This is a genomic window from Massilia sp. GCM10023247, assembly GCF_042653325.1.
Classification (GTDB): domain Bacteria; phylum Pseudomonadota; class Gammaproteobacteria; order Burkholderiales; family Burkholderiaceae_D; genus Telluria.
The window spans coordinates 264,698-286,082 of the sequence record NZ_JBHSIB010000024.1 but is presented as its reverse complement, the minus strand read 5'-3'; the positions used below and the strand labels follow the sequence as shown (position 1 = coordinate 286,082).

The window sequence follows — 21,385 nt, the reverse complement described above, 5'->3', positions numbered from 1 at the left end:
GCCTCATTATAGAGTTGTCGAGCATTTCGCGCCGACAGACGGCGTAAACCCAGAAAAACAGCATGGCATTCATAAAAAAAATCATCGTCACCGGCGTCATCGTGTCCATCGCGGCCGTGGGCGGCTTTTCCTGGTGGGCCAAGCAGCCGCTGACTACCGCGCCGCCGCCCATCGAATTCGCCATCGCGCCCGGCAGCGGCGTCGGCGCGGCCGCCCAGCAGATGGCCAAGGCCGGCGTGCCCATCAATCCGACCCTGTTCCAGATCCTGGCGCGGGTCACGGGCCAGAGCGCCCGGATCAAGGCCGGCAGCTACGAACTCAAACCGAATACCTCGCCGCGCGGCCTGCTCACCCAGCTGGTGCGCGGCGAATTCGCCCAGGAAGCGGTGACCATCATCGAAGGCTGGACCTTCCGCCAGATGCGCGACGCGATCCGTGCCAGCAAGGCCCTGCGCCAGGAGACGGCCAAGCTCAGCGACGCCGAACTGATGGCCAAGGTCACGACGGAATACAAGGATCCGGAAGGCCTGTTCTTCCCGGATACTTACCTGTTCGCCAAGGGCGCCAGCGACTTGCAGATCTACAAGCAGGCGCACCAGATGATGCTCAACCGCCTGAACGCGGCCTGGGAAAAGCGCGACCCGAACCTGCCTTATAAAACGCCCTACGAAGCACTGATCATGGCCTCGATCGTGGAAAAGGAAACCGGCCAGAAGAGCGAGCGGGCGATGATCGCCGGCGTGTTCGTCAACCGCCTGCGGGTCGGCATGATGCTGCAGACCGACCCCAGCGTGATCTACGGCATGGGCGAGCGCTATGCGGGCAAGATCGCGAAGAAGGACTTGCAGACCGATACCCCGTACAACACCTACACCCGCTATGGGCTGCCGCCGACGCCGATCGCGCTGCCGGGCGTCGAGTCGCTCGCCGCGGCGCTGGCGCCGGCCAAGACCGAGGCGCTGTATTTCGTGTCGCGTAACGACGGCACCAGCCAGTTCTCGGAAAACCTGAACGACCATAACCGGGCCGTGAACCAGTACCAGCGCGGCATCAACAGCACGAATAACACGGGCGCAACAGGTGGGGCAACCAAGCCATGAGCGCGCGCGGCAGATTCATCACCTTCGAGGGCATCGACGGCGCCGGTAAATCGACCCATATCGGGTTCGTCGAGGCCTTTCTCGCCGGGCGCGGCAAGACGGTCGTGTCCTCGCGCGAACCGGGCGGCACGCCGCTCGGCGAAAAGCTGCGCGACCTGCTGCTGCACGAAAAGATGCACCTGGAAACGGAAGCGCTCTTGATGTTCGCCAGCCGGCGCGAGCACATCGCGCAGGTCATCGAGCCGGCCCTGGCGGTCGGCAGCTGGGTGCTGTCGGACCGCTTCAGCGACGCCAGCTTCGCCTACCAGAGCGGCGGGCGCGGCCTGGACCGGGCCAAGATGGAAGCGCTGGAAGCCTGGGTCCACCCGCATTTGCAGCCGGACCTGACCCTGCTGTTCGACGTGCCGCTCGAGGTGGCGCGCGAACGCCTGGACGCGACCCGCACGCTCGACAAGTTCGAGCGCGAGCAGGAAACCTTTTTTGCCCGCTGCCGCGCGGAATACCTGCGCCGCGCCGCGCAGTTTCCGCAGCGCTTCGCCGTGATCGACTCGACCCAGAGCATAGCGGCAACCCGGCAGAAGATCAGCGAGGCGCTGGAGAAGCTGTTGTGACGATCTACCCCTGGCAGCAGGCCTCCTGGGAGGCCTTGCAGGCAATGCGCGAGCGCCTGCCGCACGCGCTCCTGTTTTATGGTCCGGCCGGCATCGGCAAGGCCGATTTCATCGAAAGCTTCGCCCAGGCGTTGCTTTGCGAGAACGTGCGCCCCGACGGCCGTGCCTGCGAGGCCTGCGCCTCCTGCGGCTGGTTTGCCCAGCACAACCATCCCGACTATCGCCGCGTGCGCCCGGAAGCGCTCGAAGACGAGCCGGCCGGCGAGGGCGAGGAAGGCGAGGGCGACAAGAAGTCGAAGTCCACCAAGGCCCCCTCGAAAGAGATCAAGATCGAGCAGATCCGGGCCCTGGCCGACTTCATGAACGTGTCGACCCACCGCCAGGGATTGCGCGTGGTCGTGCTGTATCCGGCCGAGGCGCTGAACATGCCGGCCTCGAACGCGCTCCTGAAAACCCTCGAAGAGCCGCCGCCGGGCACCGTGTTCCTGCTCGCCTCGAACGGCCTCGACCGCCTGTTGCCGACGATCCTGTCGCGCTGCCGCAAGTTCGGGCTACCGATGCCGGACCACGCCGCGGCGCTGGCCTGGCTGCAAGGGCAGGGCGTGCAGGACGCCGACAGCTGGCTGCGCGAGGAGGGCGGCGCACCGCTGGCCGCGCTGGAGAAGTCCGCTGGCGGCAGCCGGGAAGAACTCGACGCCTTGCTCGGCTTTTTGGCGCGTCCCAACGTCGAGGGCGCGTTGCGCCAGGCCGACAAGCTGAGCAAGACGCCACTGGCCCTGCTGGTCGCCTGGCAGCAGCGCTGGCTGTACGACCTGCTCGCTTGCAAGCTCTCCGGCACGGTGCGCTACTATCCGCGTTATCAGAAGGAACTTGCGGCCTTGGCCGGCAACGTGCACACTGCGAACCTGTTACGTGCAATCAAATCCGCGAACGAACGGCGCGCGGTGGCCGACCATCCCTTGTCGGCCAAGCTGTTCGTCGAGGATATGTTGCTGGACTATACAGCCTGCTGCGGCCCGGCGTGATGCGGGCCGCCTGACTTACCCAAGAGGATCTTGATGAGTGGCAATACAACCGACCCGAACGCCTCGCTCGTGCCGCGGCCGTCGGTGCTGTCGCTTGCCATCAAGGAAAAGGCGGCCCTGTATGCGGCCTACATGCCTTTCCTGAAGCACGGCGGCATGTTCGTGCCGACGAATAAGGCCTACAAGATCGGCGACGAGGTCTACCTGATCCTGTCGTTCATGGACGATCCCGGCAAATACCCGATCGCCGGCAAGGTTGCCTGGATCACCCCGGCCGGCGCCAACAACAGCAAGGCGCAAGGCATCGGCGTGCATTTCCCGGCCGACGAAACCGGCCAGCGCGCCAAGGCCCGCATCGAAGAGATCCTCGGCGCCGCGCTGCGTTCCTCGCGCGCCACCCATACCCTGTAACCCCGCTTCCCAGTTCCCGCTTCCTGCTCAATGCCGTCCTACGTCCACCGCCTTGCCCGCCGCGATGACCTGCCCGTCATCGTCGACATCTACAACTCCACCATTGCCTCGCGCGAAGTCACGGCCGATACCGAACCGGTCAGCGTCGCCTCGCGCGAAGCCTGGTTCGCCGACCACACGCCGGAGCGCCGCCCGCTGTGGACCATCCACGATGCAGGCGACACCTCGGACGAGCCGCCCGTGATCGGCTGGATGTCCTACTCGAATTTCTATGGCCGCCCCGCCTATTCCGGCACGGCCGAGCTGTCGATCTACATTGCCGAAGCCTGGCGCGGCAAGGGCATCGGCAAGTATTGCCTGGAACAGGCAATCGCCTTTGCGCCGGAAATCCAGGTGCATACCTTGCTCGGGTTTATCTTCGGCCACAATGCGCCGAGCCTGGCGCTGTTCCGCAAGTTCGGCTTCGATACCTGGGCGCATTTTCCGCGCGTGGCGAACCTGGATGGGATCGAACGCGATTTGATTATCCTCGGCAAGCGGGTCACCGCGTAGGGTGGTTGGCTCCACCCTGGGGCTCGCATAAACGCTGCGTGTGCGCCGCCCACGCGTTCCACCGGCTCCGGAAACCTCGCGTTGTCTCATCCGTTCGTTGAACGCGTGGGCGGCGCGATGGCCGCGGGCTATCATCGGGCCGGGTGGAGCCGACCACCCTGGGCCCCGGCGGAGGCGGGCAGGGTGACGCGAATTCTGGCCTGCCCGTACAATACCGCCATGTACATCGATTCCCACTGCCACATCAATTTCCCCGAGCTGGCCGCCCGGATGCCCGAGATCCTCGCCAAGATGGACGAGAACAAGGTCACGCACGCGCTGTGCGTATCGGTCGACCTGCCGGATTTCCCGCAGATCCTGGCCCTGGCCGAGCAGCACCCGAACATTTTCGCTTCGGTCGGGGTCCATCCCGACTACGAGGACACGCCGGAACCGAGCGTCGCCCAGCTGGTCGAGCTGGCGCGCCATCCGAAGGTGGTCGCCATCGGCGAGACCGGGCTGGATTACTACCGCCTCGAGGGCGACCTCGAATGGCAGCGCGAGCGCTTCCGCACCCACATCCGGGCTTCGCGCGAATCGCGCAAGCCGCTGATCATCCATACCCGCTCGGCCAGCGAGGACACGATCCGCATCATGAAGGAAGAGGGCGCGGGCGTGGCCGACGGCGGCGTGGCCGGCGTCATGCACTGCTTCACCGAGTCGCTCGAAGTGGCCGAGGCCGCCATCGAGATGGGGTTCTATATCTCGTTTTCGGGGATCGTCACCTTCAAGAGCGCGAAGGACTTGCAGGCGGTTGCGCGCGCGCTGCCGATCGAGCGCATCCTGATCGAGACCGATTCGCCCTACCTGGCGCCGGTGCCTTACCGCGGCAAGATGAACGAGCCGGGCTATGTCCCGCACGTGGCGGAGTTCATCGCCAACCTGAAGGGCCTGCCGCTGCGCGAAGTGGCCCAGCGCACGACCGACAATTTCTTCGACCTGTTCCAGCACGCGAGAGGCTGAGTTGAGGATACGGCGCCGCACTACTTTCCGCACGATCGTCGCCATGGCCTGCCTCGCGGGCGGCCTGGCCCAGGCCGCGCCCGACGCGTCCGCCAGGCCGGCGCCGCCCACCGCTGCCCAGCTGACGTCCTTCTTCCGGGCAGTCCAGCTCGACGACGCCAAGACCGTCGAGTCCATGCTCGGCAGCAAGGTGAACGCCAACCAGCTCAATCCGCTCGGTGCCGAACCCGGCCTGGTGCAGGCGATCCGCGAAGACGCGATGCGCGTCTTCCAGGTGTTCCTGGCGCACCCGGGCACCAACCTGGAGACCCGGGCGGCGAACGGCAACACGGCGCTGATGATGGCGGCCTACAAGCGCAACCGGCCCGCGGTCGAGGCCTTGCTGGCGAAGGGCGCGAAAGTCAACCAGCCCGGCTGGACGGCGCTGCACTACGCGGCGGCGGCCGGCGACGACGCGATCGTGCGCCTGCTGCTCGCGCGCGGCGCCAGGGTCGACGCGGTCTCGCCCCTGAAAAGCGGCGCCTACACGCCGATGATGATGGCCGCGCGCGAGGGCCACGACGGCACGGCGGTGCTGCTCATTGCCCACGGCGCCGACCGCCGGCGCAAGAACAGCGAGGGACTGACCGCCGTCGAGATCGCCGAGCGAGCGGGCAAGCCGATGGTGGCGGCCGCCATCGCCCGCGGCGCGCGCTAGGGCAGGGCGCCAGCGCCTCCTTGCCGCCCCGCCCGTCTTCCGAACTGGCTGGTATTCCCGCTCCACCTCGGCGCTTCGCAGCGCCACCCGCCCCGGCATAATGTTCCCACTGAGCAAATAATTGCGCTATAGAAATCCGGCGCCGACCAAAGGAACTCCCATGCTGAACGAACGCGAAATCGAGAGCTGCTACCTCGGGCAATTCATCCCGGTCCATTATCACCACAATATGCTGATGGACCACCACCGCATGGATGCGTTCCAGGCGGCTATCAAGCACGCGGTGCGTCCCGGCATGAAGGTGCTGGAACTGGGCGGCGGTACCGGGGTGCTCTCGTATTTCGCGGCCCAGCAGGCCGAGCGCGTCTACTGCGTCGAATTCAATCCCGACCTGGTGCGCGAGGCGCGCCGCTTCCTGGCGATGAATCCGAACGGCCACAAGGTCGAGGTGATCCATGCCGACGCCTTCGACTACCTGCCGCCCGAGCCGGTCGACATCGTCATCTGCGAAATGATCCACGTGGCGATGCTGCGCGAAAAGCAGGTGGCCGTGATCGAGGCGTTCAAGGCGCGCTACCTCGCCAAGTTCGGCGGCCCGCTGCCGGTGTTCATGCCGGAAGCCGTCGTCATGGCGGTCCAGCCGCTGCAGCAGAGCTACGAGTTCAACGGTTACTACGCGCCGATCGTCCAGTTCCAGGATACCGGCGTCGCCTATCCCGGCACCATGGAACTGGCGGTCCCGGCCGTCTACAGCATGCTCGACTTTGCCGGACCGGTCGACAGCCTGATCGCCTGGCGCGGCAACTTCACGATCGAGCAGGACGGCTGCCTGAATGCCCTGCGCTTCGTCACCAAGAACATCCTGTCGATCGACGAGGCACGCGCCACCACCATCGACTGGCTCAACCACTACATGTGCCTGCCGCTGGCCCGTCCGCTCGACGTGGTCGCCGGCGACGTGGTCGAGGTGGCCTTCACTTACCGCGCCGGGGCGTCGATCCCGAGCCTGCAGGCCTCGATCCGGGCCGGCTTCGCGCACGAGGAGGCCTTGGGCCAGCCGGCAGTCGAGCGCAGCGTGGAATTCGCCTGACGGACATTCGTCCCGCGATTCGGCCGCTTCGTCGGCGCGGCCTGCCGTTTGTCGCATCGGCCGCGAGCGGGGCGGCGGCCAGCCTTACACTGTAGCTTCAACCTTCATTCTGGAGCTTACGATGTTCGGTTTCCTGCTGTGGCTGGTCCTGCTCTTCCTGTGCTGGCCGCTCGCCCTGCTGGCCCTGGTGCTGTATCCGGTGATATGGCTGCTGCTCCTGCCGCTGCGCCTGCTCGGCATCGGCGTCGACGCCGTGTTCGCCTTGCTGCGCGCGGTCCTGATGCTGCCGGCGCGCGTGCTCGGCTATACGCCGGGGCGCTAGGCAGCCAAGGTAGACAAGCTGGCGGGCGCGGCCGCGCCCGGCAGAGTGTGGGCCAATTAACAGACGCGCCGCCTGCGATCGCCTACTGTGGAGCCGTCCGCTTTCATCCGAAAGCGTGCTTTCACTGTAAGGAAACGATTATGCGCCTGGATATTTACCGCAGAGCCGAAAGCGACGGCAAGTTCTCCTACTTGGCCGTTCCGGAGACCCGCAACATCCCTGAGGAAGCCACGAATACCGATTGGGAAGTGGAGGCACGCGCCTTCGAGATCGACGACAACGCCGATCGGCTGCCCGACTACGAGATCGACAACCTGAGCGGACAACTTGCCGAAAAAGGCTATGCGATGACGGCGCTGCACTGAACGGCGGCGATCGCGCAACGCAAGTTTGACGCGCGATAGCTGGTGTTTCGACAAGCCGTGTGCTTTTCGCCGGGCCCCCAGACGGGCGCCTGGCGATTATGCTATTCTTTTCCCCCCAAACTAAGCCGGGCCATCCAGGGCGGAGGAAAAGATGAAGTGGGCAGTAGTGGGCTTTTATTTCTTCTCGGTCCTGCACATTCACCTGCGCGGCAAGGTGCGCCTGCCGATCAGGCGGCAACTGTTCGACCATTCGTCGTTCATGGCGCCCATCAACTTCTTCATGCACCTGTTCTCGAGGGTGCCGAGCACACCCTACATTCCGGTACGCGAATTTGCCGACCTGGCGCCGCTCGAGTCGAACTGGCAGCTGATCCGCGCGGAGGCGCTCGCCATGATCGCGATGAACAAGATCAAGGCCGCCGAACAGAACGACGACGCCGGCTTCAATTCCTTCTTCAAGAGCGGCTGGAAGCGCTTTTACCTGAAATGGTACGACGCCAGCCATCCCTCGGCCCAGCGCCTGTGTCCGCAGACCTATGCGCTGCTGCAGGCGATTCCTTCGGTAAAAGCGGCGATGTTCGCCGAGCTGCCGCCTGGCGCCAAGCTCAACCCGCACCGCGACCCCTTCGCCGGGTCGATGCGCTACCACCTGGGGCTGTCCACGCCGAACGACGACCGCTGCTTCATCGAGGTCGACGGCCAGCGCTACAGCTGGCGCGACGGCCAGGGTGTGATCTTCGACGAAACCTATATCCACTGGGCCGTCAACGGCAGCGAGAGCGACCGCATCATTTTGTTCTGCGACGTCGAGCGCCCGATGCGCTACCGCTGGATGCAGGCCGTGAACCGCTGGCTAGGCCGCACGATGATGACGGCGGCCAGTTCGCCCAACGAAACCGGCGACCAGACGGGGCTGGTGAGCAAGGCCTTCCGCATCTCCTACGTGATGGGACAGTACCGGCGCCGCTTCAAGGCCTGGAACGGGACGGTCTACAAGGCAACCAAGCTGGGCCTGATCGCGGGGCTGGCCGCCTTCGTGTACTGGATCTGAACCCGGCTGGCCTGCAGGGAAGCGTCGGCCCTGCGCGCTGCTTGCTCCACTTGTCGACGAAACAGGCGGTCCCGGCTGCATTGATGCGTCCGTGGCAGAAGCTTGTTCCACATTGAACCCATGAGTCCGCTGAGGACCATGCTGCATGCATGGGAATCGACTGCGGCGGCTCGCGCGATCCCGTATGTTCAATGACCAACAAGTGAGGCTGCCATGAAAACATCGCTGTCACGCAAATCCACGCCCACAGGAAAAGTGATTCGGACCGCACTGCTGTCGCTTGCCGTCGCCGCAAGCATGACAGCCTGTGCGGTGCACAAGGACGTGCTCGCCGTCGGCGATACAGGGGACGATAGCGTGCGCTTCTTCGATGCCCGGACCGGCCGCCTGCTCGCCAAGCCTGCCATACCGCCGCGAAGCGGCGGATTGGCCGGGCCGCGCGGCATCTTGTTCGATGCGCGCCGCAAGGAGTGGCTGGTCGTCAACCAGAACGTGGACACCGACTTCAACGGCGAGGTCTTGCGCTATGACCGCGAGGGAGGCTTCCTTGGTGCCCTCGTGCCACGCACGGATCCCGAGGCCCCCTTCATTCCCCGCGGAATCGCTATTGTCCCCAACAAGGACGGCACACGCACCCTGTTCATCGCCGACCTGGCGGAACCGGATGCGCAGGGCGAACTTGGCGCGGGAAAGCTGCTCGCCTATCGCCTCGAGGGTGAGCAGGCCAGCTTCATCGGCAACCTCGATCCGAACCTGGACAAGCCCGGCACGACCCAGGCCTTCCATCCGCGCGGCATCGTGCTTGGGCCGGACGGGCACCTGTATGTGTCCTTGCGTTACCTGACCCCCTGCGGCGGCAGCATCGTGCGCTTTGATCCGGAAACACGCGCCTTCATCGATGTCCTGTTATCGAATCCCGAGGAATGCGAGCGCAACACCAACGATTTGCACCGGCCCGAAGGACTGGTCTTTTCGCCGGCCGGCGAGCTGGTCGTCACCAGTTTCCAGCGCGACGAGACGGACACGGACAAGGTGCTGATCGTTCCGAAACAGGCCATCAGGGGTAAAAACATCGGCCTGCCGCTCGACCGGATCGACTTCTACCGCCCCGGCGAACCCAGGCGGTTTGCGCAAGCAGTGCTGTTCGGACCGAAAGGGGATTTGTTCGTTCCGCTGAGCGCCCCCGATCCCACCCTTGGTCAGGGAGAGGTGCGCCGTTACAACGTGAAGTCAAAAGCGTTCCGCACCTTCGTGCCCCCAGGCGGCGGACTGATTGCACCGTGGTTCCTGAGCTTCATGCATACGGACCCGGCAACGCTTGCGTATGAACGCCACGATCGGCGCGGACGGGACAAACAAGGCGGCGACTAGCGGCCGATCCGGCTGGCGCCGTTCAGTCGGATCGGCCCTAGCGCATCACCAGCACCGGAATCGCGCTATGCACGAGCACCTTCTGCGTCTCGCTGCCGAGCAGGATGCCGCTGATGCCGCGCCGGCCGTGCGAGGCCATGATGATCAGGTCGCATCCGTGGCGGCGCGCCGCTTCCAGGATCGCGGCATAGGGCTGGTCGGAGCGCACCAGTTCGGTCGTGCAGGGCACGCCGGCGTCCCTGGCGGCATTCACGACGGTCGCCAGCAGGCGGTTGCCGCGTGCTTCGCTGGCGGCCAGGTACTCGTCCTCGGTGCTCTCGAGCATGTCGGCGTCGGCGGTAATGGTCCGGAAATCGGGCAGCGCCGTCATCCCGACGACCTGGGCGCCGGCCTCCTTTGCGAAGTTCACGCCCGCCAGCACCGCGCGCGCCGACAGCTCGGAACCGTCGGTGGGTAACAGAATCCGTTTGAACATGGCCGTTCCTCCAATCCGTGCATTCGCATGCGGTCGCGATCAGTCTGCTCTTCGAAGGGCGGGAATGTTTGATTTGCCTCAATCGTGCGAGCACCCGGCTGGCGCGTAGCACCCGACCACTATATACTCCGTATACGTTTTATATATAGAGGAGTAGGTCATGGGTATCGTAAATATCGACGATGAGCTGCACGAGCAGGTCCGCAAGGCAACCAAGGTGTCCTGCCGTTCCATCAATGCGCAGGCGGCCTTCTGGATCAAGGTCGGCATGCTGTGCGAAACCAATCCGACGCTCAGTTTCAGCGAAATCATGCAGCGTGAGCTGGAGCAGGCAGGTGTGTCGGCGCCGCCGCTCGCGATGAGGGCGGCATGACCAAGACCGCGCAGGAACTGGCCCTGATGGCCGAATCGGGGCGGCTGCTCGCTTCGGTGTTCGGCCTGCTCGACCGCATGGCGCTGGCCGGCATGACGACGCTCGAGGTCGATACGCTGGTGGAGCGCCATATCGTCGACGACCTCCAGGCCCGACCCGCGAGCAAGGGGCAATATGACTACGGCTTCGTGCTCAACTCGTCGGTGAACCAGGTGGTGTGCCACGGCGTGCCGTCCGCAGCGACTGTGCTGCGCGACGGCGACATCGTCAACTTCGACATCACGCTTGAAAAGAACGGCTATATCGCCGACTCCAGCAAGATGTATCTCATCGGCGAGGTCGACCTTGCCGCGCGGCGCCTGGTGCAGACCACCTACGAGGCCATGTGGAAGGGCATCCGCGCGGTGCGCCCCGGCGCCAGGCTGGGCGACATCGGCTGGGCGATCGAGCGCCATGCCAAGCGCAACGGCTGCTCGGTGGTCCGCGAATATTGCGGCCACGGCATCGGGCGCGCCATGCACGAGGAGCCGCAGGTGCTGCACTTCGGGCAGCGCGGAACCGGCCTCGTGCTGCGCGAAGGCATGGTATTCACGATCGAGCCGATGCTCAACCGGGGAGGGCGCAGCGTGCGCACCGAAGACGACGGCTGGACCGTGGTCACCCGCGACGGCTCGCTGTCCGCCCAGTTCGAGCACACGGTCGCCGTCACCGCCTCGGGCGTCGCCGTGCTGACCCTGCGCCCGGAGGAGCGCGGCATGCTCGGCGCCACGGCGCCGGCCGGCCCGCCCCCAACCTTGAGCACCGGGCACTGAGCACGGCCCCGGCCGCGCAGGACGGGCGAGCGCCGCCTGCCTTGGAGCGCCGAGCACGACCTTTAGGGCATGGGATGCGGCCACCCGACGCCGCGCCGCAGCGGCGGACCGCGAAGACAGTACCCTCGTACGGCGAGACGCTGCAACGCAGCCATGGAGGTTTTGCCAGGCGGTCTTACTTTGCCTTGCGCGAGGACCAGTGCACGTGCACGATCGACCAGTCGTCCCCCTTCTTTTCGAGCACGGTGGTGCCGGTGCCGAAGGCGTGTACCGGCTTGCCGTTCGCGCTGCCGGTGGTTTCGGTTTCCTCCATGACCAAGGCCATGTTGCCTTCGATCCGTTCGGCCTGCTTGAGCACCTTGCGGGTCGAACTCTTGGCGAACGCGATGTCGCCGCCCAGGTGGTGTCCTGCATATTCGTCGCGCGAGCGTTCGACATGGCCGGCCTCGTAGATCGCGACCTGCGGCGACAGGAAGGCCAGCGCCCCGGCCTGGTCGCCTCTGGCGAGCGCCGCATGGAAGGCATTCACGGTGTCGGTCGGCGTGGCGGCAAGGCTGGCGGAGTGGACAGCGAAGGACGAGGCAGCGAGGGCGGCGGCGGCAATACACTTGTTGAACATGGATGCTCCTTGTTGGTGGTGGTGGTTCAGGACGCCATGGGAGGCGGGCTCGAGGTGAGGACGGCGGCGGCCAGGATCGCGGCCAGCAGCAGCAGCGCTTCGAGCTGGAGGATGCGGGCGAAGCGCCGGCCGATGTCGGGGCCGGGCCCGCGCGGCTGGCGCAGCGAACCCAGCAGGGCAGGCATGACGCGGAAACGGTTGAAGCCGCCCAGGGCCGCCGCGCACAGCACCAGGGCGACCTTGACCAGCAGCGCGCTGCCGTAGGTGTTGCCGAGCAGGTCCTGCGGGCTGCCCAGCACCCGCCAGGCGCCGAGCGCGCCGGTGAGGAAAATGCCGGCCAGGGCCAGCGTGGCGCTGTGCGAGAGCGCTTCGACATAGCGCGCGCAGTCGGCCCTGCCGGCAGGCAGATCCCTTGGCAAATCGCCGGGCAGGGCGCGCAAGACGATCAGCCCGGCGACGATCACTTCGCCCACCCACAGGCTCACCAGCAGCAGGTGGACCCAGTCGACGGCAACGGCCCAGCTGAAGTCGCCGCCGGCGCCGGCGTGGCTGACCATGCTGCGGCTGTAGAGCAGCACGCCGATGGCGAGCAGGCGCGCCGCGATCAGGGCGCGATTCGCCTGGGAATGCGGGCTTGCCAGGGCGAGGGCGCCTGCGGCCAGCAGCGCCGCGGCGCCGATCGTCCAGGCCAGGCCCCAGTGGGTTGCCGTCAGCACGGAGCGTACCGCGGGCAGCGCGTCGAGCAGCGGCACCTCGGCCATCGACGCCGCCTCGACCCAGAGGATGCCGCCGTAGGCCAGCATGGCGCCGGCCGTGGCGCCCAGCAGCAGCGCGCGCAGCCTGCTGCGCAGGGCCGCCGCCCAGGGCGAGGGCGCCGTACGCAGCCACAGCAGCGCCGCGCTGGCGCCGACGAGCAGGGCCAGCGACAGGTTCAGGACGACCGTGACGGCGCGTTGCAGCGACGAAAAATCCGCCTCCACTTATTTCACGCGGAAGGCGAATTCGCCTTTGACCTTATGGCCGTCGCGGGTCACGGTGCTCCACTGCACGCGGTAGGCGCCCGCGTGCAGGCCGGGCGTGGTGGCAAGCAAGGCCTTCGGGTCGGCAGGATCGATCGCGATCTTCGCCGGTTCGAGCACGGCGCCCTTGGCGTCGACCAGCTTGATTTTGCTGAACGGCAGTTCGAGCGGTTCGCTGAACTGCAGGCGCAGCTGGGCCGGCGCCGGGGTGACGACGCTGTTCGCCTGCGGCGTCGACGCCTCGAGCCGGGTGTGGGCCAGCGCCGCCGGGGCGGCAATGACGGCCAGCGCCGCGCATGCGGCGGCGGCCAGGGTTTTCATGTTCATGATCGTGCTTCCGGGTAGGGGCCGTAGCTTACTGGGCGGGCTGCAGCTGCACGATGGTGATCGCACCGTCCACGCGCTCGGCGGCAAACTTCACCTTGTCGCCGCTCTTGACCTGGTCGAGCATGGCCACGTCCCTGGCGCGGAAGACCATGGTCATCGCGCCCATGTTCAGGTTCTTGATCTCGCCGTGGCGCAGGGTGATCTTGCCGGCGTCCTTGTCGACCTTCTTGACTTCGGCGTCGACCAGTTCGGCCGCTGCGGGGGCTGCGGCGGCCGCGTGGCCCGCATGCGCGCCATGCCCTGCGTGGGAATGGTCCTGCGCAAATGCGGCAGGGACGGCGGCCACGGCAAAGGCGAGGCTCAGGGTCAAGGTCGGGAATGCTTTCATGTTCGCTCCTATTGTATGTTGGTTTAGTTGTAATGCTTGAAAACGCGGGTCTTGCCGTCCGGCTGCACCAGCAGCACGTCGTACGGGTCCTTGCGCGGTCCTTCCATGCCGGGCGAGCCGAGCGGCATGCCCGGCACGGCCAGGCCCTTCGCCTTCGGCTTTTGCGCCAGCAGGCGCTTGATGTCGCTGGCGGGCACGTGGCCTTCGAGCGCATAGCCCTGCACCATCCCCGTATGGCAGGAGCCGAACTCCTCGGGGATGCCGGCCCGCTCCCGGTAGTCGGACGGGTTCTCGACGTTCTTCACGCGGGTGGTAAAGCCGTTGGCCTTCAGGTGCTCGACCCAGGCCGCGCAGCAGCCGCAGGATTCGCTCTTGAAGACCTCGATGACCGGGGCGGCGGCCATCGCCACCACGGGAACCGACAGCGCGGCCGCCAGGGCGGCGCGCAGGATGCGTTGCTTGATCATGATGTTTTCCTCTCTGCTAAGGATTAGTGGTGGCCCTGATGGCCGCCGGGTTTGCGGACGGTGACTTCCACCTCTTTGCCCTTGGCCGCGGGCGCGGGCGCCATCGCGTGGCCGCCGGCGTGCCCGCTGCGCCGGGCCGGCGGCGGGGCGCCGGTCCATTCGTAGGCAACGGTGCCGGGCGGATGCTTGTACCAGCCCGGGTCGCCGTAGTCGCCCCGTTTCTGGTCTTTGCGCACCTTGACCACCGTGAACATGCCGCCCATGTCGACGCCGCCGAACGGGCCCTGGCCGGTCATCATCGGCAGGGTGTTCGCCGGAATCTGCATTTCCATGCCCTCCATCGAGCCGCCCTTATCGCCCATCACCATGTAGTCGGGGACCAGCTTGCTGATCTTCTCCGCGACACCGCGGTGGTCGACGCCGATCAGGGTCGGCACGTCATGCCCCATCGCATTCATCGTGTGGTGCGACTTGTGGCAGTGGAAGGCCCAGTCGCCCGGCTCGTCGGCGATGAATTCGATGGCGCGCATCTGGCCGACACCGATGTCGGTGGTCACCTCGGGCCAGCGCGACTCCGGGCGGGTCCAGCCGCCGTCGGTGCCGGTGACCTCGAACTCGTGGCCATGGATGTGGATCGGGTGGTTGGTCATGGTCAGGTTGCCGGCCCGGATGCGCACCCGGTCGCCCTGGCGCACGTTCATGGTGTCGATGCCGGGGAAGGCACGGCTGTTGAAGGTCCAGAGGTTGAAGTCGAGCATTTCGTTGACGCGCGGCGTGTAGCTGCCGGGCTCGATGTCGTAGGCATTGAGCAGGAACACGAAATCGCGGTCGACCGCGTGATGGGCCGGGTTTTTCGGATGCGTGACCCAGAAACCCATCAGCCCCATCGCCATCTGCACCATCTCGTCCGCATGCGGGTGGTACATGAAGGTGCCGGGACGGCGCGCCACGAATTCATAGACGAAGGTCTTGCCGGGCTGGATGCCCGGCTGGTTCAGCCCGGTCACGCCGTCCATGCCGTTCGGCAGGCGCTGGCCATGCCAGTGGATGCTGGTGTGCTCGGGCAGGCGGTTGGTGACGAAGATGCGCACGCGGTCGCCCTCGACCACTTCGATGGTCGGACCCGGGCTTTGGCCGTTGTAGCCCCACAGGTTGGCCTTCATGCCGGGCGCGATCTCGCGCACGACCGGTTCGGCGATCAGGTGGAATTCCTTGACGCCATTGTTCATACGCCAGGGCAGCGACCAGCCGTTGAGGGTCACGACCGGGTTGTACGGGCGCCCGTTGGGCGGTGGCGGCGGCGGCTGGGTGGCAGCCGACGTCATGATGGGGGCTTCCGGCAGCGTGGCGGCGCCGGCGCGGGTGACCAGGCCGGCGCCCACGAGGGCGGCCGCACCGGTAAAAAAGTCTCTGCGAGAACGCATGTTCGGTTCCTTGTTCAGTGTTCGGGTGCGGCCTCGGCGGCCGCGCCGGGCGACAGGGTCACGCCGGCTCCGCCGCTGCCATTAATCGCTGCCTGGAGGTCGGTCTCGGCCACCCAGAAGTCTCGCTGGGCCTCGATTGCGGCGTTCACGCTCGTGACCTGGGCGCGCGCATCGGCGAGCAGCTCGAAGACGCTCATCAGCATGCCGTTGTAGCGCAGCAGGGTCTCCTCGGAGATCTTCTTGCGCAGCGGGACGACGCGATCGCGGTAGTGGAGGGCGAGGTCGTGCGCCGTGCGGTAGGCCGAATACGCTTCGCGCACCTGGGAGCGGGCATTGATCGCGGTGTGCGCGGTGCGGTCGACCGACTGCATGTAGAGCGTCCTGGCCCTGGCGACGCGCGCACCGCCCCAGTCGAACAGGGGGATCGCCAGTTCGATCTCGTAGCCGTTCTCGCGCGGCGCCCCGGACTTGCTCGAGTTGACATAGCCGGCGTCGAGCACGTTGACGACCCCGGTGGCCCGGGTCAGGCCGAGTGCGCGCGCGGTCGAGGCCGTTTGCAGCTTCGCGGAGCGGATGTCGAGCCGCTGTTCCATCGCGAGCGATTCGACATTGCCTGCCTCGCGCGCCGTGCCGGGGAGGTCCGGCAGGCGCTGGGACAACTGGAAGTTCGCCTGGGCGCCCCAGACGCCGAGCAGGCGGGCGAGCTGCTCGCGGGCGGCGGTGGCGGCGTGGCGCGCGCGCGCCAGCTGGGCGCCGGCCTCGGCCGAAAATGCCTGTTCGCGCGCCTTGTCGAGCGCGCTGAGGTTGCCGACCGCTGCCATGCGCCCGGCCAGCTCGGCGCTGGCCTGGGCTGCGTCATGCACCTGTTCGGCGTACTCGGCCGACTGGGCGGCGGCCACCGCCCTGAAATACGCCTTGCGGGTGTCGGCGGCGAGGCGCACCGCTTCCGCCGCCGCCGCGAGCTGGGCGCTTTCGAAGCGGCGCGATTCGATATCGCGGCGGATCGGGATCGTCAGCAGGCCGACCAGGTCGAACATGACGCTGCGCTCGATCTCGGTTTCGCCGCCGCCGGACATGCGGCTGAAGCTGAAGCCGGGGTTGCGCATGCGCCCGGCCTGGACCAGGTCGGCCTCGGCCACGCCGACGTCGGCCAGCGAGGCGCGCAGGCCGCGATTGTTGAGCAGGGCAACGCGCACGGCGCCGTCGGGCGTCAGCGGCGCCTGCAGCAGCCGGCCAAGCTCGGCCTGAGCGGCATGCGCGGCTTGCGTGTCTTCGCCGCCGGCTGCCGGCGCCAGGCGCAGGTCCTGGCCGGTGCGCTCGGCCGTCAGCGTCGAGACCGGGCCGAGGCCGCCGTCGCCCGACAGGCTGGCGCAAGCGCTCAGCGCCAGCGCGAGCGCGGCCGCCGCGGTCGCGCGCAGCGGACGGATATAGGCTTGTTTCGTCATCTTCACCCTCCGCTCAATGGTGTTTGCCGTGCGCGGCGGGCGCTGCCGGCGCCGGGGCGGCGCTCTGCGCCGGCGCGACCGGCTGGCCGTGCTCGTGGCCGGCGCCATGGCCGGCATGCCCGGGCCCGGCTGCGACGGTGTCGTTGGCCTGGCGCCACAGCTTGTCCGGCGTGGGCGCGTCCTCGGCGGGCGGGTGCGCGGCACCTGCGAAAACGGATCGGTAGGCGAGCGGCGGCACGGCGGCCTGCGGATCGGCCGGGTCGGGCACACCGGGCGCAGCGGGCACAGCGGGCGCGTGCGATGCGTGCTGGGCCAGCGCGATGCAGGGCGCCGCCAGCAGGGCGCCGACAAGGGCGCCCGAAAAAATCGGTTTCATGGTCTTTCCTCTGGATCGGGAACAGGGCGCGCGATGCGCCAACGCTCAGGAGGCAGGAGCAACAGGCCCGAATGGCCGCTGCCCGCTCCTGTGTCGATCAGGAAAGATGCCGGGGAGGTCGTTGCGGGCCGTCCGGGATGAAGCCGGCCAGCACGGCGGAAGGCGTCACGAGGACGGCAGTCGAGCCGCCGAAGGAGGGTAGCGACTGCAAGGCCGAAGGCGGCGCGACCGCCCCGGCACAGAAGGAGGAGCAGGCGCTGCAGGAAGAATGGGGCTGCTTGGCGGACTGCGCTTGCGCGCCGCCGTCGTCCGGGGCTGCCTGGTCGAGGCTGCTTGCTGCATCGGCACCGTGATGGGCATGGGCATCCGCGGCGGGCGCATGATGCGCCGCCTGGCCGGCCGCATGGTGCGGGACTTGCTGGCCCACCAGCGCACAAGACATGCCGATGCTTGCCGCGACCGCATGCAGCGGAAGCAGGGCCATCAACAGCCAGATCAGGAATGTCTTGACGGTGCGGGTCATAAGTGGGCGGAGTATAGCACGACAAAATGAACAGAAAAACGTCTGGGCCCTGACGAAGGTCACGAACTTATGCAGGGTGGATACGGTCAGGTCCGGGCCTTTGCCTGGCCTGTACGGCCGCCGCTTGACCTTGCCATCGTCGTAAGGTTTACACTCGATGCATACGCTGCCCGCGCCGGCCAGGCGCAGGGCGCTCACCCGACATCGCCGGAGCCGCCATGAATCACGAATCGCATGAGCACACCCGCCACGGGCACGCCGCGCCGCACGCAGCAGGGAGCGCCGTGGCCGACAAACCCTTCACCGATCCGGTCTGCAAGATGAAGGTGGCCGACCGCCCCGGGCACCGGATCGAGCACGCGGGCACGGTGCACCATTTCTGCAGCACGCCCTGCATGGACACGTTCCGCGCCGACCCGGCTGCCTACCTCAAAGCGCCGGGGCAGGCGGCGCAGCCCGGCTCCCCGCCGGCGGGCACGGTCTACACCTGCCCGATGCACCCCGAGATCCGCCAGGACGGGCCGGGCAGCTGCCCGATCTGCGGCATGGCGCTCGAACCGCTGATGCCGTCCCTGGAAGAAGACGACAACCCGGAGCTGGCCGACTTCCGGCGCCGCTTCTGGCGGACCTTGCCGCTGAGCCTGGCGGTGGCCGTGCTGGCAATGGCCGGGCACCGCCTGTTCGGGGACGCACTTGCGTCGCAGAGCTGGATCGAGTTGGCGCTCAGCACGCCGGTGGTGCTGTGGGCGGGATGGCCCTTCCTGGTGCGCGGCGCGCAGTCGGTGCGCAAGCGCAGCCCGAACATGTGGACCCTGATCAGCATCGGCGTGCTCGCCGCCTTCGGCTACAGCGTGGTGGCCACCGTCGCGCCCGGCCTGTTCCCGGCGGCCTTCGACATGCACGGCCGCACCGGCGTCTATTTCGAAGCAGCTGCCGTCATCGTGTCCCTGACCCTGCTGGGCCAGATCCTCGAACTGCGCGCGCGCTCGCAGACCTCGGCGGCCATCAAGTCGCTGCTCGGCCTGGCGCCGAAGACGGCGCGCCGCATCCGCCTTGATGGCAGCGAGGAAGACGTGGAACTGTCGCACGTGCACGTCGGCGACCGGTTGCGGGTACGGCCCGGCGAGAAGGTGCCGGTCGACGGCGTCGTGCTCGAAGGAGAAAGCGCGGTCGACGAGAGCATGCTCACCGGCGAACCGCTGCCGGTCACCAAGCGCGCCGACGACAAGGTCATCGGCGCCACCATGAATACCAGCGGCAGCCTGGTGATCCGCTCCGAGCGGGTCGGCTCGCAAACCATGTTGTCGCAGATCGTGCAGATGGTCGCCAACGCCCAGCGCTCGCGGGCGCCGATGCAGCGCCTGGCGGACGTGGTGGCCGCTTACTTTGTCACGGCCGTGGTGCTGGTCGCCCTGGTCACGCTGTTCGCCTGGGGCCTGTTCGGGCCGGAGCCGAGCTGGGTGTACGGCTTCGTGAACGCCGTCGCGGTCCTGATCATCGCCTGTCCCTGCGCGCTCGGCCTGGCCACCCCGATGTCGATCATGGCCGCCACCGGCCGCGCCGCCACCCAGGGCGTGCTGTTCCGCGACGCGGCGGCAATCGAGGCCATGCGCAAGGTCGATACCCTGATCGTCGACAAGACCGGCACCCTCACCGAAGGCAAGCCGGCCTTCGACCGGGCCGTCGCCGCCCCGGGTTTCGACGCCGACGACGTCCTGCGCGTCGCCGCCAGCATCGACCAGGGCAGCGAGCACCCGCTGGCGCACGCGATCGTGGCGCAGGCGCGCAAGCGCGGGCTGCGGCTTGAGAAGCCGGACAGCTTCGAGTCCTCGAGCGGGATCGGCGTGCGCGGCCTGGTGCAGGGCCAGCGCATCGCCCTCGGCAATACGGCACTGATGGAGAGCGAAGGGATAGCCTGGACGCTGCTGCGCGCCGAGGCCGAGGCCCTGCGCGAGGCGGGCGCCAGCGTCATGTACCTGGCGGCGGAAAATCGCCTGATGGGCCTGGTCGCGGTGTCCGACCCAATCAAGGAGACGACACTCGAGGCCCTCGCCACGCTGCGCGAGGCCGGCATCCGGGTCGTGATGGCGACCGGCGACGGCGTCACCACGGCGCGGGCGGTGGCCGCGCGGCTCGGGATCGACGAAGTCCACGGCGAAGTCAAGCCGCAGGACAAACTGGCCCTGGTCGAGCGCCTCCAGCGCGAAGGGCGCATCGTCGCCATGGCCGGCGACGGCATCAACGATGCGCCGGCGCTGGCCAAGGCCGACGTCGGCATCGCGATGGGCACCGGCACCGACGTCGCCATCAACTCGGCGCACCTGACCCTGGTCAAGGGCGACCTGCGCGCGATTGCCCGCTCGCGCGCGCTGTCGCTGCAGACGGTACGCAACATGCGCCAGAACCTCGGGTTCGCATTCATCTATAACGCGATGGGCATCCCGCTGGCGGCGGGCCTGCTGTACCCGGTCACCGGGCAGTTGCTGTCGCCCATGATCGCGGCGCTCGCAATGAGCCTCAGTTCGGTATCGGTGATCGCCAACGCGCTGCGGCTGCGCGGCGCGGGCGCGCCCTCATCCCACTCCGGGCACTAGCGCCTTTTCCCAGTAGCCGGGCTGGCGGTAGATGTCCTTCAGGTAGTCGATGAAATGCCGGACCTTGGCCGGCAGATAGCGTTGCTGGGGATAGACCGCCTGGATCGGATAGTCGTTGACGGCGAATTCGTCGAGCACCGTCACCAGTTCCCCCCGCTTGAGTTCGGCCTGGATTTCCCAGGTCGAACGCCAGCCGATGCCCAGCCCCTGCTTGACCCAGGCGAACAGGAGTTCGCCGTCGTTGCAGGCGAGGTCGCCGTCGACCCGCACCGCGATCAGTTTCCCCTCCTGCTGGAAGGTCCAGCCGCGCTGTTGCCCGCCCTGCAGATTGAAGGCCAGGCAGTTGTGGCGCACCAGGTCCTCGGGGACGCGGGGCAGGCCATAGCGCTCGAAATACTCGGGCGTGCCGCATACCACCCTGCGGTTGGGGAAGAGCGGGACCGCCACGTAGTTCGGATCGAGGACGGCGCCGATGCGGATCGACATGTCGTAGCCCTCGCGCACCAGGTCGACCACGCTGTCGGTGAAGTTGAACGACATCTTGAGTTCCGGGTGGATCGCCTTGAAGCGGGGCGCGTGCGGCGCCACGTGCGAGCGCCCGAACGCCGCCGGCGCCGACACCACCAGGTGGCCGCGCACCATGTTGCGCCCGGCGCTGATGCCGTTTTCGGTGATGTCGAAGTCGCGCAGCAGCTGGCGGCAGGACTCGATGAACTGTTCCCCCAGCGCCGTCAGCTGCAACCCGCGCGTCGAGCGGTGCATCAGGCGCACCCCGAGGCGGCGTTCGAGCGCATCGAGGCGCCGTCCCATCACCACCGGGGTCACCCCCTCGACCACGGCGGCGGCGGCAAAGCTGCCTTTCTCGGCGATCAGGACAAAGCTGCGGATCTGCGTATGTCGGTCCATTCCGTCTCCAGTCGATACTTAAAGTATCTGCAGAGCCAAT

At 67.3% G+C, this 21,385-nt stretch carries 26 protein-coding genes; 15 read left to right on the top strand and 11 right to left on the bottom strand.

Going from position 1 to position 21,385, the window contains the following annotated elements; translation table 11 throughout:
- Positions 1-62: 62 nt before the first annotated feature.
- The 12 genes from mltG (at position 63) to ACFPAH_RS20485 (ending at position 9,597) form a co-directional block, all read left to right on the top strand.
- On the top strand, positions 63-1,100 hold the full coding sequence (mltG, locus tag ACFPAH_RS20540) for an endolytic transglycosylase MltG (RefSeq protein WP_379749046.1): 1,038 nt from the start codon (positions 63-65) through the stop codon (positions 1,098-1,100).
- Positions 1,097-1,711 carry a dTMP kinase gene (gene tmk, locus ACFPAH_RS20535; RefSeq protein ID WP_379749044.1) on the top strand — a complete coding sequence of 205 codons (615 nt, stop codon included), beginning with the start codon at positions 1,097-1,099 and terminating at the stop codon, positions 1,709-1,711. Before mltG ends, tmk begins: the two co-directional genes overlap by 4 nt.
- Entirely contained in the window at positions 1,708-2,736 is a 1,029-nt protein-coding gene (locus tag ACFPAH_RS20530; protein ID WP_379749042.1) for a DNA polymerase III subunit delta', read from the top strand. Before tmk ends, ACFPAH_RS20530 begins: the two co-directional genes overlap by 4 nt.
- Before the next feature lie 33 nt (positions 2,737-2,769).
- The gene (locus ACFPAH_RS20525) at positions 2,770-3,147 is read left to right on the top strand and encodes a PilZ domain-containing protein (protein ID WP_379749039.1); all 378 of its coding nucleotides are present in this window, start codon (positions 2,770-2,772) and stop codon (positions 3,145-3,147) included.
- A 30-nt stretch (positions 3,148-3,177) separates the two neighbouring features.
- Positions 3,178-3,699: a GNAT family N-acetyltransferase gene (locus ACFPAH_RS20520; RefSeq protein ID WP_379749037.1), complete on the top strand. Its 522-nt coding sequence runs from the start codon at positions 3,178-3,180 to the stop codon at positions 3,697-3,699.
- 219 nt (positions 3,700-3,918) lie between these two features.
- Complete coding sequence (locus ACFPAH_RS20515; RefSeq protein ID WP_379749035.1) at positions 3,919-4,701, top strand: TatD family hydrolase; 783 nt, start codon at positions 3,919-3,921, stop codon at positions 4,699-4,701.
- A gap of 43 nt (positions 4,702-4,744) precedes the next feature.
- Positions 4,745-5,398, top strand: coding sequence for an ankyrin repeat domain-containing protein (locus ACFPAH_RS20510; protein ID WP_379749033.1), 654 nt, complete (start codon positions 4,745-4,747; stop codon positions 5,396-5,398).
- Between the two features lie 160 nt (positions 5,399-5,558).
- The gene (locus ACFPAH_RS20505; RefSeq protein WP_379749031.1) at positions 5,559-6,488 is read left to right on the top strand and encodes a methyltransferase domain-containing protein; all 930 of its coding nucleotides are present in this window, start codon (positions 5,559-5,561) and stop codon (positions 6,486-6,488) included.
- Positions 6,489-6,609: 121 nt separating this feature from the next.
- Positions 6,610-6,810: a hypothetical protein gene (locus ACFPAH_RS20500; protein ID WP_379749029.1), complete on the top strand. Its 201-nt coding sequence runs from the start codon at positions 6,610-6,612 to the stop codon at positions 6,808-6,810.
- A gap of 140 nt (positions 6,811-6,950) precedes the next feature.
- Positions 6,951-7,175 (top strand): DUF6139 family protein, encoded by a 225-nt coding sequence (locus tag ACFPAH_RS20495; RefSeq protein ID WP_379749027.1) that lies wholly within the window; start codon positions 6,951-6,953, stop codon positions 7,173-7,175.
- A gap of 151 nt (positions 7,176-7,326) precedes the next feature.
- Positions 7,327-8,226, top strand: a complete 900-nt coding sequence (gene lpxO, locus ACFPAH_RS20490) for a lipid A hydroxylase LpxO (RefSeq protein WP_379749025.1) — start codon at positions 7,327-7,329, stop codon at positions 8,224-8,226.
- 213 nt (positions 8,227-8,439) lie between these two features.
- Positions 8,440-9,597 carry a hypothetical protein gene (locus ACFPAH_RS20485; protein ID WP_379749023.1) on the top strand — a complete coding sequence of 386 codons (1,158 nt, stop codon included), beginning with the start codon at positions 8,440-8,442 and terminating at the stop codon, positions 9,595-9,597.
- Between the two features lie 37 nt (positions 9,598-9,634).
- Here ACFPAH_RS20485 and ACFPAH_RS20480 read toward each other — a convergent pair whose 3' ends face one another.
- On the bottom strand, positions 9,635-10,072 hold the full coding sequence (locus ACFPAH_RS20480; protein WP_379749021.1) for a universal stress protein: 438 nt from the start codon (positions 10,070-10,072) through the stop codon (positions 9,635-9,637).
- A gap of 160 nt (positions 10,073-10,232) precedes the next feature.
- Here ACFPAH_RS20480 and ACFPAH_RS20475 point away from each other — a divergent pair, with 160 nt between their 5' ends.
- Complete coding sequence (locus ACFPAH_RS20475) at positions 10,233-10,445, top strand: ParD-like family protein (RefSeq protein WP_379749019.1); 213 nt, start codon at positions 10,233-10,235, stop codon at positions 10,443-10,445.
- Entirely contained in the window at positions 10,442-11,257 is an 816-nt protein-coding gene (map, locus tag ACFPAH_RS20470; RefSeq protein ID WP_379749017.1) for a type I methionyl aminopeptidase, read from the top strand. Before ACFPAH_RS20475 ends, map begins: the two co-directional genes overlap by 4 nt.
- Positions 11,258-11,432: 175 nt before the next feature.
- Here map and ACFPAH_RS20465 read toward each other — a convergent pair whose 3' ends face one another.
- From ACFPAH_RS20465 to ACFPAH_RS20425, 9 genes are all read right to left on the bottom strand, one after another.
- On the bottom strand, positions 11,433-11,876 hold the full coding sequence (locus tag ACFPAH_RS20465; protein ID WP_379749015.1) for a YybH family protein: 444 nt from the start codon (positions 11,874-11,876) through the stop codon (positions 11,433-11,435).
- A 26-nt stretch (positions 11,877-11,902) separates the two neighbouring features.
- On the bottom strand, positions 11,903-12,856 hold the full coding sequence (locus ACFPAH_RS20460; protein ID WP_379749013.1) for a copper resistance D family protein: 954 nt from the start codon (positions 12,854-12,856) through the stop codon (positions 11,903-11,905).
- Complete coding sequence (gene copC / locus ACFPAH_RS20455; RefSeq protein ID WP_379749011.1) at positions 12,857-13,222, bottom strand: copper homeostasis periplasmic binding protein CopC; 366 nt, start codon at positions 13,220-13,222, stop codon at positions 12,857-12,859. It lies immediately after the preceding gene.
- 28 nt (positions 13,223-13,250) lie between these two features.
- Positions 13,251-13,610: a copper-binding protein gene (locus tag ACFPAH_RS20450; protein WP_379749009.1), complete on the bottom strand. Its 360-nt coding sequence runs from the start codon at positions 13,608-13,610 to the stop codon at positions 13,251-13,253.
- A 23-nt stretch (positions 13,611-13,633) separates the two neighbouring features.
- Complete coding sequence (locus ACFPAH_RS20445; protein WP_379749007.1) at positions 13,634-14,077, bottom strand: DUF411 domain-containing protein; 444 nt, start codon at positions 14,075-14,077, stop codon at positions 13,634-13,636.
- A 23-nt stretch (positions 14,078-14,100) separates the two neighbouring features.
- Complete coding sequence (locus ACFPAH_RS20440) at positions 14,101-15,501, bottom strand: multicopper oxidase family protein (RefSeq protein WP_379749005.1); 1,401 nt, start codon at positions 15,499-15,501, stop codon at positions 14,101-14,103.
- A 14-nt stretch (positions 15,502-15,515) separates the two neighbouring features.
- Positions 15,516-16,946: a TolC family protein gene (locus tag ACFPAH_RS20435; RefSeq protein ID WP_379749003.1), complete on the bottom strand. Its 1,431-nt coding sequence runs from the start codon at positions 16,944-16,946 to the stop codon at positions 15,516-15,518.
- Between the two features lie 13 nt (positions 16,947-16,959).
- Positions 16,960-17,322, bottom strand: coding sequence for a hypothetical protein (locus ACFPAH_RS20430; RefSeq protein WP_379749001.1), 363 nt, complete (start codon positions 17,320-17,322; stop codon positions 16,960-16,962).
- A gap of 97 nt (positions 17,323-17,419) precedes the next feature.
- Positions 17,420-18,043: a hypothetical protein gene (locus tag ACFPAH_RS20425; protein ID WP_379748999.1), complete on the bottom strand. Its 624-nt coding sequence runs from the start codon at positions 18,041-18,043 to the stop codon at positions 17,420-17,422.
- Positions 18,044-18,063: 20 nt separating this feature from the next.
- Here ACFPAH_RS20425 and ACFPAH_RS20420 point away from each other — a divergent pair, with 20 nt between their 5' ends.
- Complete coding sequence (locus ACFPAH_RS20420; RefSeq protein ID WP_379748997.1) at positions 18,064-20,439, top strand: heavy metal translocating P-type ATPase; 2,376 nt, start codon at positions 18,064-18,066, stop codon at positions 20,437-20,439.
- Here the strand turns inward: ACFPAH_RS20420 and ACFPAH_RS20415 are convergent.
- The gene (locus ACFPAH_RS20415) at positions 20,419-21,345 is read right to left on the bottom strand and encodes a LysR family transcriptional regulator (protein ID WP_379748995.1); all 927 of its coding nucleotides are present in this window, start codon (positions 21,343-21,345) and stop codon (positions 20,419-20,421) included. The two genes, ACFPAH_RS20420 and ACFPAH_RS20415, sit on opposite strands and share 21 nt — an antisense overlap.
- Between the last annotated feature and the right edge of the window lie 40 nt (positions 21,346-21,385).

What these genes read in the sequence shown, in the direction of transcription:
- mltG (WP_379749046.1), top strand. Translation starts at nt 63, where the DNA reads ATGGCATTCATAAAAAAAATCATCGTCACCGGCGTCATCGTGTCCATC.
- tmk (WP_379749044.1), top strand. Translation starts at nt 1,097, where the DNA reads ATGAGCGCGCGCGGCAGATTCATCACCTTCGAGGGCATCGACGGCGCC.
- ACFPAH_RS20525 (WP_379749039.1), top strand. Translation starts at nt 2,770, where the DNA reads ATGAGTGGCAATACAACCGACCCGAACGCCTCGCTCGTGCCGCGGCCG.
- ACFPAH_RS20520 (WP_379749037.1), top strand. Translation starts at nt 3,178, where the DNA reads ATGCCGTCCTACGTCCACCGCCTTGCCCGCCGCGATGACCTGCCCGTC.
- ACFPAH_RS20515 (WP_379749035.1), top strand. Translation starts at nt 3,919, where the DNA reads ATGTACATCGATTCCCACTGCCACATCAATTTCCCCGAGCTGGCCGCC.
- ACFPAH_RS20510 (WP_379749033.1), top strand. Translation starts at nt 4,745, where the DNA reads ATGGCCTGCCTCGCGGGCGGCCTGGCCCAGGCCGCGCCCGACGCGTCC.
- ACFPAH_RS20505 (WP_379749031.1), top strand. Translation starts at nt 5,559, where the DNA reads ATGCTGAACGAACGCGAAATCGAGAGCTGCTACCTCGGGCAATTCATC.
- ACFPAH_RS20500 (WP_379749029.1), top strand. Translation starts at nt 6,610, where the DNA reads ATGTTCGGTTTCCTGCTGTGGCTGGTCCTGCTCTTCCTGTGCTGGCCG.
- ACFPAH_RS20495 (WP_379749027.1), top strand. Translation starts at nt 6,951, where the DNA reads ATGCGCCTGGATATTTACCGCAGAGCCGAAAGCGACGGCAAGTTCTCC.
- lpxO (WP_379749025.1), top strand. Translation starts at nt 7,327, where the DNA reads ATGAAGTGGGCAGTAGTGGGCTTTTATTTCTTCTCGGTCCTGCACATT.
- ACFPAH_RS20485 (WP_379749023.1), top strand. Translation starts at nt 8,440, where the DNA reads ATGAAAACATCGCTGTCACGCAAATCCACGCCCACAGGAAAAGTGATT.
- ACFPAH_RS20480 (WP_379749021.1), bottom strand. Translation starts at nt 10,072, where the DNA reads ATGTTCAAACGGATTCTGTTACCCACCGACGGTTCCGAGCTGTCGGCG.
- ACFPAH_RS20475 (WP_379749019.1), top strand. Translation starts at nt 10,233, where the DNA reads ATGGGTATCGTAAATATCGACGATGAGCTGCACGAGCAGGTCCGCAAG.
- map (WP_379749017.1), top strand. Translation starts at nt 10,442, where the DNA reads ATGACCAAGACCGCGCAGGAACTGGCCCTGATGGCCGAATCGGGGCGG.
- ACFPAH_RS20465 (WP_379749015.1), bottom strand. Translation starts at nt 11,876, where the DNA reads ATGTTCAACAAGTGTATTGCCGCCGCCGCCCTCGCTGCCTCGTCCTTC.
- copC (WP_379749011.1), bottom strand. Translation starts at nt 13,222, where the DNA reads ATGAACATGAAAACCCTGGCCGCCGCCGCATGCGCGGCGCTGGCCGTC.
- ACFPAH_RS20450 (WP_379749009.1), bottom strand. Translation starts at nt 13,610, where the DNA reads ATGAAAGCATTCCCGACCTTGACCCTGAGCCTCGCCTTTGCCGTGGCC.
- ACFPAH_RS20445 (WP_379749007.1), bottom strand. Translation starts at nt 14,077, where the DNA reads ATGATCAAGCAACGCATCCTGCGCGCCGCCCTGGCGGCCGCGCTGTCG.
- ACFPAH_RS20440 (WP_379749005.1), bottom strand. Translation starts at nt 15,501, where the DNA reads ATGCGTTCTCGCAGAGACTTTTTTACCGGTGCGGCCGCCCTCGTGGGC.
- ACFPAH_RS20435 (WP_379749003.1), bottom strand. Translation starts at nt 16,946, where the DNA reads ATGACGAAACAAGCCTATATCCGTCCGCTGCGCGCGACCGCGGCGGCC.
- ACFPAH_RS20430 (WP_379749001.1), bottom strand. Translation starts at nt 17,322, where the DNA reads ATGAAACCGATTTTTTCGGGCGCCCTTGTCGGCGCCCTGCTGGCGGCG.
- ACFPAH_RS20420 (WP_379748997.1), top strand. Translation starts at nt 18,064, where the DNA reads ATGAATCACGAATCGCATGAGCACACCCGCCACGGGCACGCCGCGCCG.
- ACFPAH_RS20415 (WP_379748995.1), bottom strand. Translation starts at nt 21,345, where the DNA reads ATGGACCGACATACGCAGATCCGCAGCTTTGTCCTGATCGCCGAGAAA.